The sequence below is a fragment of the Bradyrhizobium sp. USDA3516 genome (genome assembly GCF_057651995.1).
The window spans coordinates 332,367-344,488 of record NZ_JBYGYN010000009.1; the positions used below are offsets into that span (position 1 = coordinate 332,367).

The following is a 12,122-nucleotide window of genomic DNA, read 5'->3' on the forward strand; positions in this document are numbered from 1 at the left end:
TTGCTTCTACCTCTGCCTCGGGTCGAGCGCATCGCGCAGGCCGTCGCCGAGCAGGTTCAGCGACAGCACGACGAGGAAGATCGCAAGGCCCGGCCAGATTGCCATCCAGGGCGCCTGGGTCAGGAAGCGCTGTGCCGCGTTGAGCATGCTGCCCCAGGACGGCGCCGGAGGCTGCTGGCCGAGACCGAGGAAGGAGAGGGCGGCCTCGGCGATGATCGCCGCAGCGATCGAGAGCGTCGCCTGCACCAGCAGCGCCGGCAGGATGTTCGGCAGGATGTGCGAGAGCGCGATCCGCCACGGCGGATTGCCGAGCGCGCGCGCGGCCTCGACATAGTCTTCGGCCTTGACGACGAGCACCTGGCCGCGGGTCAGGCGGATGAAGATCGGCGCTGCCGAGATGCCGATCGCAATCATGGCATTGCCGAGGCTCGGGCCGAGGAATGCGGCGAGCGCGATTGCCAGGATCAGGAACGGGCAGGCCAGCATCGCATCGGTGATGCGGCTGATCAGCGCGTCGGTGAAGCCGCCGCGGTAGCCGGCAAGGAGACCGAGCGGCACACCGATGCCGAGCGCGATCGCAACCGAGATCAGGCCTGCGAGCAGCGAGGCGCGCGCGCCGTAGACGACGCGGCTGAGGATGTCGCGGCCGAGTTCGTCGGTGCCGAACCAGTGGGACGGGCTCGGCGGCTTGCGCACCAGGCTCCAGCTCGTCGCGATGGGATCATAGGGCAGGATGAGCGGGGCGAGCAGGGCAAGGACGATGAATGTCGTGAGCACGACGAGCCCGAACACCGCCGCCTTGCGCTTGAACAGCCGCCGAAGCGCGCGGCGGGCCGGGCTATCCAGCTGGTCGGCTTTCATGAGGGGGCGCGGGAGCGCGGCGTCGGTCATGGATCAGCCCCGAAGCCGCGGATTGACCAGGATATAGGCGATGTCGGCCACCAGATTCAGCGTGATGTAGACCGTGGCGGTCACCAGGACGACGCCCTGCACCACGGCATAATCGCGGTTGAATACGGCATCCACGATCAGCTTGCCGAAGCCGGGAATGGAGAAGATCTGCTCGGTCAGAACCGCGCCGGAGAGCAGCGTGCCGAGCTCGAGCGCGCCGAGTGTGATGACGGGCGTCAGCGCATTGCGCATGGCGTGCTTGAGGATGACGGAGCGCTCCAACAGTCCTTTGGCGCGCGCGGTGCGCACGTAGTCGCTTTCGAGGACCTGAAGCATGGCGCTGCGCGTATGCCGCATGAGGATCGCGGCGATCGCATTGCCGAGAACGAAGGCCGGCATGATGGTGACGGCCAAGCTCGCGCGCCAGTTCTCGGTGAGCGGCACGTAGCCGGAAGCCGGGAGCCATCCAAGCTCGATCGAGAACAGGAAGATCAGCATGATCCCGAGCCAAAAGTTCGGCGTCGAGATGCCCCACAGCGCAAACAGGTTCGCGCCGTAGTCCCAGGCCGAACCTTTCTTCACGGCCGCGACGATGCCTGCGGGAATGCCGATCAGCAGCGCGATCACGATCGCCATCGAGCCGAGCTGCAGCGTCACCGGCAGCTTCTGCGCGATCAACTCGCGCACCGGCATCTTGTTGCGCAGCGACTCGCCGAAATCGCCCGAGAGCACGCCCTTGATCCAGTAGGCGTACTGCACCGGGACGGGCTGATCGAGCCGGTACTGGCGGCGGATCTGCTCGATCACGGCGGGATCGCGCTCTTCGCCCGCCATCACCAGCGCGGGGTCACCCGGCAGCAATTGCTGCAGCGAGAAGATCAGCACCGAGACGAAGAACAGCGTCGGCACGATCTGCGCAAGGCGGCGGGCGAGGAAGTTCAGCATCCTCGCAGCGTCACTTCAGCTTGAGGCCGACAACGCGAACGAGGCCGTCGGGCATCTGCCTGTAGCCTTCGAGCTTGGTCGTGTGCGCGATGATGATGCGGCGGTGATAGAGGTAGAGGATGGCGTGATCTTCCAGCTCCAGCTTCGCAAGTCTCTCGTAGGCGGCCTTGCGCTGAGCCATGTCCGACGTACGGCGGGCATCGTCGAGCGCCTTGTCCGCGTCGGCATTAGCCCAGGCGCTGTAGTTCTGCGGCGCATCCTTGCGCAGGAACACGTAGGAATTGCCATCGGGATCGATGCGTCCGCTCCATGCCAGCATGAAGGCCTGGTATTCGCCGGACTCGGCCTGCTTCAGCGACGTCGCAAACTCGGTGACGCGGATCTTCATATCGAAGCCCGCCTCACTCGCCATGGATTGCACCACTTGAGCCACCGCTTCGGTTTCGGCACCCTTTGGTACCAGGAAGTCAACGCTGACTGGCCCAGTGACGCCGGCTTCCTTCAGGAGGGCCTTGGCTTTGACGATGTCGCGGCCGTGGATCGGAAATGCGCCCTGATAATAGGGGTGATCGGGATTGACCCATTGGTTGCCCGGCTTGAATTCGCCGTTGAACACCACCTGGTTGATTGCCTCGCGATCGATCGACCAGTCGAGTGCCTGCCGCACCTTGGCGGATTGGCTGAGCGGGCCCTTGGCCTTGTCCTTGCCGATGTTGAGCGTGATGCCCTGATAGCCGAGCTCGATGGCGGTCGCGACCTTCAGCCGCGAATCGGCGCGCACCTCCTTGAGATCGGTGGCGAGCACGCGCTCGATCAGATCGAGGCCACCGGATTTCAGGTTTGCGAGCCGCACGGTGGCATCCACGATCGGCTGGAACACGATCTTGTCGATGAAGACGTTCTCCTTGTTCCAGTAGTCGGTGAATTTCTCGAACACAATGCGGTCCTGCTGCACGCGCTCGACGAACTTGTAGGGGCCGGCGCAGACCGGGCGCAGGCCGAACTTGTCGCCGGCCTCCTTGGCCGCCTTCGGCGACATCATCATTCCGGCGCGGTCGGTGAGCTGAGCGAGCAGGGGCGAGAACGGCGACTTCAACACCAGCTTGATCGTGAGGGGATCGACGATTTCGACGTGATCGACCGAGGCGAGCTCCGGCTTGCGGAACGAGCCGGTGAACGTCAGATGCCGCTCCAGCGAGAATTTTGCGGCCTCGGCATCGAACGGCTCACCGTCGTGGAATTTCACGCCGGGCCGCAGCTTGATGACCAGCGCCTTGCCGTCGTCGGCGGTTTCGCTCGAGAGCGCGAGCTGCGGCACGATGTTGAGCTTGTCGTCGATGTCGAACAGCTTGTCGCAGAAGGAGGAGAACACGATGCGGCCGACATAGGTACGCGCCATCGTGGGGTCGAGGATATCGGGGTCCTCGGCGAGGCCGATGCGCAGCGTGGTCTGGGCCTGTGCGGCCCCGATCGACATCAGCACAGCGGCGGCTGTTGCGGCCAAGCGAAACATCTTCATCGGTCAATCCCCATTGCTTCGGCTATTTCGTTGCGGGCGCGGCGCACTGTATACCAACCCCGGCGGAGCTGCTGCCTTCCGTCTTTTCGCTGAAGGCGGCGACCAGTTTTGCAAGCGCCGGCGAAAACCCGCCGGCGGTGGGCAGAATGGCGTCGGCAGACGGCAGTTCCGCGGTGCGGTGACAGGCAGTGGCGTGGCCCGTGCGATCGGCCAGGAGCGCAGGCGCCTCATTGCGGCAGCGCTCGATCACGAACGGGCAGCGGGTGTGAAAGCGGCAGCCGCTGGGCGGATTGAGCGCGCTCGGGATTTCACCCTCCAGCAGCACCGTCGTTCGTTTCGCCTTCGGCTGCGGCAGCGGGATCGCAGACAGCAGCGCCCGGCTATAGGGATGGCGCGGCGCGGCGAACAGCGCGTCGGCTTCCGCGGTCTCGACGATCTGGCCGAGATTCATCACCGCGACGTGGTCGGCGATGTGCTTGACCACGGCGAGGTCGTGCGAGACGAAAATGTAGGCGAGCCCGAGCCGGTCCTGCAGCTCGCGCAGGAGATTGAGGATCTGCGAGCGGATCGAGACGTCGAGCGCCGAGACCGGCTCATCGCAGATGATGAGCTTCGGCTCGACCGCGAGCGCGCGGGCGATGGCGATGCGCTGGCGCTGGCCGCCGGAGAATTCATGCGGATAGCGGCGGGCGAGGCGCGCCTCCAGCCCGACCAGCCGCAGCAGTTCGGCGACGCGCTCGGCCCGCCGCGCCGGCGGCACTAGATCGTGCAGCGCCAGCGGCTCGGTCAGGATCTGGCCGACCGTCATGCGTGGATTGAGCGAGGCGTAGGGATCCTGGAAGATGATCTGCGCCTCGCGGCGGAAGGCGCGCAGGGCCCCGGCGTCGAGCGCGAGCAGGTCGCGGCCGTCGAAGCGGATCGTGCCGGCATCCGGCTCGATCAGCCGCAGCACCAGGCGGCTGACGGTGGACTTGCCGCAACCGGATTCGCCGACCAGCGCCAGCGTCTTGCCGGCCGCAAGCGAGAAGGACACGCCATCGACCGCCTTGACGTGCGCCAGCGCGCGGCCGAGCAGCGAACGCTGCGCGACGAAATGCTTGACCAGGCCGTTGACCTCGAGCAGCGCCATCACGACACCAGGAGTTCTAGCGGCGCGCGGATGCACCGCGAGAGATGGCCGACACTGACTTCGACCAGCGGCGGCGGCGCCCTGGTGCAGGCGTCGAGCACGAAGGGACAACGCGGGGCGAAGCGGCAACCGGCGGGCGGCTGTGCCATGTTCGGCACCATGCCTTCGATCGTCGCAAGCTGCTCGGCGCGGTGGTCGAGCCGCGGGATCGAGCCGAGCAGGCCGACCGTGTAGGGATGCTGCGGCGCGGAGAACAATTCATCGACCGGCGCGCGCTCGACGATCTCGCCGGCATACATCACCGCGACCTCGTCGCAGACCTCGGCGACGACGCCGAGATCGTGGGTGATCAGGATGATCGCGGCGCCGCTCGCGGCCTTCAGCTCGCGCATCAGCTCAAGGATCTGGGCCTGCAGGGTCACGTCGAGTGCGGTGGTCGGCTCGTCCGCGATCAGCAGCCGCGGGTCGCAGGCGAGTGCCATCGCGATCATCACGCGCTGGCGCATGCCGCCGGAGAGCTTGTGCGGGTAGTCGTCGATGCGACGCTCGGGCGAAGGGATATGGACCCGGCGCAACAGCTCGATCGCGCGCTCGCGCGCGCCCTTCCGCGAGCCGCCGCGGTGACGCAGGATCGTCTCGACGATCTGGTCGCCGATCGTGAAGCTCGGATTGAGCGAGGTCATCGGCTCCTGGAAGATCATCGCCAGCCGGTTGCCGCGCAGATCGCGCAGCGTCTGGTCCGGCGTGGTCAGCAGGTCGAAACCGTCGAAGCGGATCGCGCCAGTGATTTCCGCGCTCTGCTTCGGCAGCAGGCCCATGATCGCCAGCGACGTCACGCTCTTGCCGCAGCCGGATTCGCCGACGAGGCCAAGCGTCGCGCCATTGGCGACGCTGAGATCGACGCTGTCGACCGCGTGGGTGATGCGGCCGTCGTCGCCATGAAAGCGGATACGCAGGTCCTTGATCTCGATGAGAGGGCTGGCGCTCATGATCGTCTCGCGCGCGCCGCTTCGATGCTGGCGTCGATGACGCTGCGATCGGTGTTGCCGGCCGGGTTCTGCCGCGTCGGCATGGAGGCGCGGAAGTGCACCCAGAGCTCGTGGCTGACGCGCTCGAGCCGTTCGAGCTCACCGAGCGGATCGGGATGATCGTCGGCGCGAATGTCGAGGGCCGGCCATTCCTCCTCGCCGTGGATCACGAGCGCGGCCGATTGCTTGCCGCGCTTGTCGCCGCCGGCGGCTTCGCCGGCGCGCATCGCCGCGAGCAGACGGCGCGGGAAGGGCAGGCTGTCGCTCGCGATAAAGGTCTTTGCTGTCTCGTCGAGGACGTCGGCCCCGGCGAGCATGTTGCCGGCGATCGAGAAGCCGCTGCCGGCAACGTGACCGCACCAATCGACGCAGTCGCGCCCGGTATGCGCGGCGATTGCGCCGCTGGCATCCATGATATGGACCTGTCGGCTCTCGCGGCCGTCATCGGCCGCCAGCAGCGTGGCGAGCACGTCGTGGGCGTTGAGGCCCTCACGCAACAGCTTGACGCCGTCGATGCCGTAATAGGGATTGACGAAGGCCTGCGTCGCGATGGCGCCGAGGCCGGCGGCGATGTAGGGCACGCGCGCGCCGACCGCGAAGAAGCGGGTCGCAACCGCAATGCCGAGCTGGCCGGTGGCAGGATCGCGCGCGATGATCGACCAGGTCATATGCTGCCTTCAGCGTCCCGCCGCGTAGCCCTGCATGCCGCGCGGATTGGCGGCGGCGCGCCGGCGCGGACCCACGCGTGAGGCCGCCGTGAGGCGGCCTTCGGACCAGTCGGGGCCGACCTCGACGATATGTCCGCGCTCGCGCAGGTTCTCGATGGTCGCTTTCGGCACGCGGTTCTCGACCACGAGGACCCCGGGACGCGCGGTGCGAGGCCAGAACGAGATCGGGAAATGCTCGGAATGCCAGGCCGGCGCGTCGATCGCTTCCTGGAGATTGAGGTTGCAATGGACGTGGCGCAGGAAGAATTGCGTGATCCACTGGTCCTGCTGATCGCCGCCGGGCGAGCCCCAGGCGAGGTAGGGCTCGCCATCGCGCAGCGCCATGGTCGGAGAGAGGGTGGTGCGCGGCCGCTTGCCCGGGGCGAGCGCGGCGGGATGACCTTCCTCCAGCCAGAACATCTGAGCGCGGCTGCCGAGGCAAAAGCCGAGCTCGGGAATGATCGGTGAGGATTGCAGCCAGCCGCCCGACGGCGTCGACGACACCATGTTGCCGTCCCTGTCGATGATGTCGAAATGCACGGTGTCGCCACGCACCTCGCCGAAGCGTCCCACGGTCGGTTCGCCAGCGCCGAGCGCGCCGACCGCCTCGCGCTGGCCCTCGGCGCGACGCAGCTTGACGACGCCGCCGAAGCCTTCGACCGAGCCAGGAACGAAATCGAGCGAAGCCTTGTCGGTGACGAGCTTGCGGCGCTCGTCGTTGTAGGTATCCGACAGCAGCGTTTCGATCGGGATCTCGTTGAACTTGGGATCGCCGTAGAATTTTTCGCGGTCGGCGAAGGCGAGCTTGGCGCATTCGATCTGGAGATGGATGAACTCGGGCCCGGTCGGGTCGAGCCCGTCGAGCGCAAAGCCCTTCAGCAGCGCGAGCTGTTGCAGGGTGACCGGACCCTGGCTCCAGACGCCGGCCTTGCAGACGGTGTAGCGACCGTAATCATAGGTGAGCGGAGCCTCGACGGTCGGCTGCCAGCGCGCCATGTCGTCGGCCGAGAGCACGCCGCGATGCGGCGAGCCGCTGACGTCCATCACCTCCTCCGTCCGGCAGAACTTGTCGATGGCTTCCGCGACGAAGCCTTGCGACCACGCTTTGCGTGCGCGCTCGATCTCGGCATCGCGGCCACCGCCGCCGCTTTCCGCCTCGCTCAGGATCCGGGCGTAGGTCGCAGCCAGCATCTTGTTGGTGAACAGCGTGCCCGGTCTGGGCACCTCGCCGTTCGGCAGGTACACCGCGGCCGAGGTCGGCCAGTGCTTGCGGAATAGCTGTTCGACGGTCTGGATCGTGGCGCAGGCGCGCTCGACCAGGGGATAACCGTCGCGGGCGTAGGAGATCGCCGGCTCCAGCACGTCGCGCACGCGCATCGTGCCGTAGTCGCGCAGCAGCATCATCCAGGATTCGAAAGTGCCGGGAACGCAGGCGGCGAGCAGGCCCGTGCCCGGCACCATGTCGAGGCCTTCGCTTCTATAATGCGCGATGGTGGCCCGCGCCGGCGCCGGGCCCTGGCCGCAGATCACCTCGGTGCGGCCGCGCTTGACGTCATGAACGATGATCGGGACATCGCCGCCGGGACCGTTCAGATGCGGCTCGACCACCTGGAGCGTGAAGGCGGTGGCGACGCCGGCATCGAAGGCATTGCCGCCCTTTTCCAGGACGGCCATGCCGACGGCGGTCGCGATCCAGTGCGTCGTGGCGACCACCCCGAACGTGCCCTCGATCTCGGGCCTCGTCGTGAACGGATCGGGATTGATATTACTGCCCATCGGACTTCACCACCTTATTTCCGGCGCGCGCAATTGATCACAGCGTCACGCCGCCGCCAAATGCGCAGGCTGCATGGCACGCGCGCGTCACGCCGGGACCGGCGCGGTGTTGACCGCATGGCAGGCGACGCCGTCGACCAATTCCGGCGTCTCCTTGCGGCAGAGATCGAACGCCAGCGGGCAGCGCGGATTGAAGGCGCAGCCGGAGGGCGGGTTGATCGGGTTCGGGATCTCGCCCTTGACCGGAATGCGCTGGCGGCCGCTCATGGCAAGGTCAGGCACGGCGCCCAGCAGCATCTTGGTGTAGGGCATGCGCGGATTGGCGAACAGCTCGCGTCCGTCCGCGATCTCGACGATACGGCCGAGATACATCACGCCGACGCGGCTCGCCATGTGGCGCACCACGGCGAGGTTGTGGCTGATGAACATGTAGGTCAGGCCGAACTTGTCCTGGAGGTCGCGCATCAGGTTCAGGATCTGCGCCTGCACGGAGACGTCGAGCGCCGAGGTCGGCTCGTCGCAGACGATGAATTCGGCATCGGAGGCGAGCGCGCGCGCGATCGCGATGCGCTGGCGTTGGCCGCCGGAGAATTCGTGCGGATATTTCAGCCGGTCGTCCGGATGCAGGCCGACGAGGCTGAGCAGCTCGCCGACGCGAGCCTGGATGTCGCGCTCGCCCTGGATCAGGTCGAAGGCACGGATCGGCTCGGAGATGATGGCATCGACGCGGAAGCGAGGGTTCAGGCTCGCATAGGGATCCTGGAAGATCATCTGGATGCGCCGGCGCAGTTTCCGCCGCGCTGGCGCCTGCCGCGGGTCGGTCATGGATACGCCGTCGATCAGCACGTCGCCTGCGCTTGGCGGCAGCAGGCCGACGACCATGCGTGCCACCGTGGTCTTGCCGGAGCCGGACTCGCCGACCAGGGCAAACGTCTCGCCCTTCCTGATGTCGAAGGTGACGTGATCGACCGCCTTGAGATATTCGAGATGTCCGCCTTCGAGCACGCGGTTGAGCCAGGGTTTCGAGACGTCGAAGACGCGGCGCAGGTTTGTGGCCTGGACGAAGGGGGCGCTCATGCCACGCTCTCCGCCGGCACGTCGTCATAGAGGTGGCAAGCGACGGATTGCGCGCCGCGCGGCAGCGGCTCCGGCCGCTCGACCCGGCAACGATCGAAGGCGAAGGCGCAGCGCGGATTGAACGAGCAGCCGCGCGGGATCGCAGACAGGCGCGGCATCGAGCCCGGGATCTGCACCAGGCGCTTGTCCTCGCCCGCAAGCGTCGGGATCGCGCCCATCAGGCCCTTGGCATAAGGATGCAGCGGATTCTTCACGACGTCCTGCACCGGGCCGATCTCGGCGACACGGCCGGCATACATCACGGCGACGCGGTCCGAGGTTTCGGCGATCACGCCCATGTCGTGGGTCACCAGCATCACGGCGGTGCCGTGATCGCGGCCGAGGCGCTTGATCAACGAGATGATCTGGGCCTGCACGGAGACGTCGAGCGCGGTGGTCGGCTCGTCCGCGATGATCAGCTCCGGCTCGGCGCAGATCGCGAGCGCAATCACCACGCGCTGGCGCATGCCACCGGAAAACTCGTGGGGATAGCCGTCGATGCGCTTTTCCGGCGCGGGAATGCCGACCTCGGCGAGCAGATCGATGGCGCGGCGGCGGGCGGCGGACTCCGACAGATTGAGGTGGGTGCGGATCGTCTCCACGATCTGGTCGCCGACCTTGTACAGCGGATTGAGCGATGTCAGCGGATCCTGGAAGATCATGCCGATGCGCTTGCCCCGGATACGGCGCAACTCCTCCGGCGGCAGATTGTCGATGCGCAGGCCCGCGAGATGAATCTCACCGCCGGCAATGCGGCCGGGCGGATCGATCAGGCCGATCACCGCGAGGCCGGTGACGGACTTGCCGGCTCCGGACTCGCCGACGACGCCGAGCACCTCGCCCTTGGCGATGTCGAAGGAGACGCCGTCGATGGCGCGCAGCGTGCCGCGGCGGGAGGCGAACTCCACGTGAAGATCGCGCACGGAAAGGACGGGTTCGGTCATGGACGAGGCGTATTCATCGAAGCTTCGGATTGAGCGCGTCGCGCAGCCAGTCGCCGAGCAGATTGATCGACAGGATCAGCGCCGCGAGCGCGAGCCCCGGGAAGGCGACGATCCACCATTCGCCGGCGAACAGGTAATTGTTTCCGATGCGGATCAGCGTGCCGAGCGAGGGCATGGTGTCGGGCAGGCCGACGCCGAGGAAGGACAGCGTCGCTTCCGTGATGATGGCGAGCGCGAGGTTGATGGTGGCGATGACCAGGATCGGGCCCATCGTGTTCGGCAGCACGTGCCTCAGCATGATCGTAGGCGCGGGCAGGCCGATCAGTTGCGCGGCGGCCACGTAGTCCTTGTTCTTCTCGACCATCACCGAGCTGCGCACGGTCCGGGCATAGCCCACCCAGAAGCTCAGGCCGATCGAGATCACCAGCACCACCAGCATGCTGGTGGCGTCCAGTCGGTTGCCGAGGATCGATTTCGCGATGCCGTTGACCAGGAGCGCGATCAGGATGGCCGGGAAGGTGAGTTGCACGTCGGCGATCCGCATGATCACCCCGTCGACGGCGCCGCCGAAATAGCCGGCGATCAGGCCGAGCGCGATGCCGAGCGCGCCGGCGAAGATCACGCCGGCGACGCCCACGGCGAGCGAGATGCGCATGCCGTAGAGAATCGCGGAGAACACGTCGCGGCCCTGCTCGTCGGTGCCGAGCAGGAACGGGCTCTGACCGTCCGCGGTCCACAGCGGTGAAATCCGCGAATTCATCAATTGCAGCTGTGCCGGATCGAACGGGTTCTGCACCGCGAGCACGGATGCAAAGATCGCAAGCAGGAAGAACAGGACCGTGATGGCCGCAGCCACCATGGTGAGCTTGGAGCGGCGGAACGAGTAGAACAGGTCGCTGTCGAGCGTGCGGCTGAACCAGCCATGGGCGGCCTGCACCGGCTGCGCGCTTTGCTTGTCGGAATTGGAGACGACTGCGTCGGACATGCTGGCTGCCCTATGCGGCGCGACCGACGGTCGAGCGCAGGCGCGGATCGACCACCGTGTAGAGGATGTCGACCACCAGATTGATGGTGACGAAGATCAGCGAAACCATCAGCAGGTAGGCGGCCATGATCGGAATGTCGACGTTTTGCACGGCCTGGACGAACAGAAGCCCCATGCCCGGCCATTGGAACACGGTTTCGGTGATGATCGAAAATGCAATAACCGAGCCAAACTGGAGCCCTGCTACGGTGATCACCGGAATCAGCGTGTTCTTCAGCGCGTGGCCGAAATGGATCGCACGCGTGGTCAGCCCCCTGGCGCGGGCGAAGCGGATATAATCGGTCCGCAGCACTTCCAGCATCTCCGCGCGGACCAGCCGCATGATCAGCGTCATCTGGAACAGGCCGAGCGTGATCGACGGCATGATCAGCGCCTTCAGTCCCGACATGGTGAGCAGGCCCGTCGTCCACCAGCCGAGCTTGACCACCTCGCCGCGGCCGAACGAGGGCAACCAGCCCAAAGTCACTGCGAACAGATAGATCAGGAGAATGCCGATCAGGAAGGTCGGCAGCGAGATGCCGATCAGCGAGACCGCCTGGAATAATTTGGCCAGCACGGTATCGCGCTTGAGCGCCGAATAGACGCCCATCAGGATGCCGAAGACCATTGCAAACACGGTCGCACAGATCGCAAGTTCCAGCGTCGCGGGCATGCGCTCCATCAACAGCGTCGCGACCGGCTGGCGAAACTGGTAGGAGACGCCGAACTTGAACTGCGCCGCATCGGCGAAATAGCGCACGAACTGCACCGGCACGGGATCGTCGAGGCCGAGCGACTTGCGCACGATCGCGCGTTCGGCGGCCGAGGTGTCGATCGAGACGATCTGGTTGACGGGGTCGCCGGCGAAGCGGAACATCGAGAACGCGATGATGCCGACGGCGAACATGACGCCGATGGCCTGAACGGCGCGGCGAAGCGTGAAAGCGAGCATGCCTTCCACTGTCCTTGGATGAGCGTGCGGCCGACGTTCTTGTCGGCCGGAAAAGAATAGGTCCCGGAAGGCGGATGCCGCCGGGACCTCG

At 66.3% G+C, this 12,122-nt stretch carries 11 protein-coding genes; all 11 read right to left on the reverse strand.

Annotation, left to right across the window (positions count from 1 at the left end; translation table 11 throughout):
- Positions 1 to 6: 6 nt before the first annotated feature.
- The 11 genes from AC24YW_RS27320 to AC24YW_RS27370 all read right to left on the reverse strand — a co-directional run bounded on the left by AC24YW_RS27320 (position 7) and on the right by AC24YW_RS27370 (position 12,031).
- Entirely contained in the window at positions 7 to 891 is an 885-nt protein-coding gene (locus AC24YW_RS27320) for an ABC transporter permease (protein ID WP_487485627.1), read from the reverse strand.
- A gap of 3 nt (positions 892 to 894) precedes the next feature.
- Positions 895 to 1,836, reverse strand: a complete 942-nt coding sequence (locus AC24YW_RS27325) for an ABC transporter permease (protein WP_487485628.1) — start codon at positions 1,834 to 1,836, stop codon at positions 895 to 897.
- A gap of 10 nt (positions 1,837 to 1,846) precedes the next feature.
- Positions 1,847 to 3,355, reverse strand: coding sequence for an ABC transporter substrate-binding protein (locus AC24YW_RS27330; protein ID WP_487485629.1), 1,509 nt, complete (start codon positions 3,353 to 3,355; stop codon positions 1,847 to 1,849).
- 22 nt (positions 3,356 to 3,377) lie between these two features.
- Positions 3,378 to 4,484, reverse strand: a complete 1,107-nt coding sequence (locus AC24YW_RS27335) for an ABC transporter ATP-binding protein (protein ID WP_487485630.1) — start codon at positions 4,482 to 4,484, stop codon at positions 3,378 to 3,380.
- Positions 4,484 to 5,473 (reverse strand): ABC transporter ATP-binding protein, encoded by a 990-nt coding sequence (locus tag AC24YW_RS27340; protein ID WP_487485631.1) that lies wholly within the window; start codon positions 5,471 to 5,473, stop codon positions 4,484 to 4,486. The genes AC24YW_RS27335 and AC24YW_RS27340 overlap by 1 nt, the downstream gene beginning before the upstream one ends.
- Positions 5,470 to 6,180 (reverse strand): DUF1028 domain-containing protein, encoded by a 711-nt coding sequence (locus AC24YW_RS27345; RefSeq protein WP_487485632.1) that lies wholly within the window; start codon positions 6,178 to 6,180, stop codon positions 5,470 to 5,472. Before AC24YW_RS27345 ends, AC24YW_RS27340 begins: the two co-directional genes overlap by 4 nt.
- Before the next feature lie 9 nt (positions 6,181 to 6,189).
- Positions 6,190 to 7,995 (reverse strand): gamma-glutamyltransferase family protein, encoded by a 1,806-nt coding sequence (locus tag AC24YW_RS27350; RefSeq protein WP_487485633.1) that lies wholly within the window; start codon positions 7,993 to 7,995, stop codon positions 6,190 to 6,192.
- Between the two features lie 87 nt (positions 7,996 to 8,082).
- A complete protein-coding gene (locus tag AC24YW_RS27355) occupies positions 8,083 to 9,072 on the reverse strand; it encodes an ABC transporter ATP-binding protein (RefSeq protein WP_487485634.1) in 990 nt (329 codons plus the stop codon).
- Positions 9,069 to 10,055 carry an ABC transporter ATP-binding protein gene (locus tag AC24YW_RS27360; RefSeq protein WP_487485635.1) on the reverse strand — a complete coding sequence of 329 codons (987 nt, stop codon included), beginning with the start codon at positions 10,053 to 10,055 and terminating at the stop codon, positions 9,069 to 9,071. Before AC24YW_RS27360 ends, AC24YW_RS27355 begins: the two co-directional genes overlap by 4 nt.
- Positions 10,056 to 10,068: 13 nt before the next feature.
- Entirely contained in the window at positions 10,069 to 11,040 is a 972-nt protein-coding gene (locus AC24YW_RS27365; protein ID WP_487485636.1) for an ABC transporter permease, read from the reverse strand.
- Positions 11,041 to 11,050: 10 nt separating this feature from the next.
- Positions 11,051 to 12,031, reverse strand: coding sequence for an ABC transporter permease (locus AC24YW_RS27370; RefSeq protein ID WP_487485637.1), 981 nt, complete (start codon positions 12,029 to 12,031; stop codon positions 11,051 to 11,053).
- Positions 12,032 to 12,122 lie beyond the last annotated feature (91 nt).

What these genes read in the sequence shown, in the direction of transcription:
- AC24YW_RS27320 (WP_487485627.1), bottom strand. Translation starts at nt 891, where the DNA reads ATGACCGACGCCGCGCTCCCGCGCCCCCTCATGAAAGCCGACCAGCTG.
- AC24YW_RS27325 (WP_487485628.1), bottom strand. Translation starts at nt 1,836, where the DNA reads ATGCTGAACTTCCTCGCCCGCCGCCTTGCGCAGATCGTGCCGACGCTG.
- AC24YW_RS27330 (WP_487485629.1), bottom strand. Translation starts at nt 3,355, where the DNA reads ATGAAGATGTTTCGCTTGGCCGCAACAGCCGCCGCTGTGCTGATGTCG.
- AC24YW_RS27335 (WP_487485630.1), bottom strand. Translation starts at nt 4,484, where the DNA reads ATGGCGCTGCTCGAGGTCAACGGCCTGGTCAAGCATTTCGTCGCGCAG.
- AC24YW_RS27340 (WP_487485631.1), bottom strand. Translation starts at nt 5,473, where the DNA reads ATGAGCGCCAGCCCTCTCATCGAGATCAAGGACCTGCGTATCCGCTTT.
- AC24YW_RS27345 (WP_487485632.1), bottom strand. Translation starts at nt 6,180, where the DNA reads ATGACCTGGTCGATCATCGCGCGCGATCCTGCCACCGGCCAGCTCGGC.
- AC24YW_RS27350 (WP_487485633.1), bottom strand. Translation starts at nt 7,995, where the DNA reads ATGGGCAGTAATATCAATCCCGATCCGTTCACGACGAGGCCCGAGATC.
- AC24YW_RS27355 (WP_487485634.1), bottom strand. Translation starts at nt 9,072, where the DNA reads ATGAGCGCCCCCTTCGTCCAGGCCACAAACCTGCGCCGCGTCTTCGAC.
- AC24YW_RS27360 (WP_487485635.1), bottom strand. Translation starts at nt 10,055, where the DNA reads ATGACCGAACCCGTCCTTTCCGTGCGCGATCTTCACGTGGAGTTCGCC.
- AC24YW_RS27365 (WP_487485636.1), bottom strand. Translation starts at nt 11,040, where the DNA reads ATGTCCGACGCAGTCGTCTCCAATTCCGACAAGCAAAGCGCGCAGCCG.
- AC24YW_RS27370 (WP_487485637.1), bottom strand. Translation starts at nt 12,031, where the DNA reads ATGCTCGCTTTCACGCTTCGCCGCGCCGTTCAGGCCATCGGCGTCATG.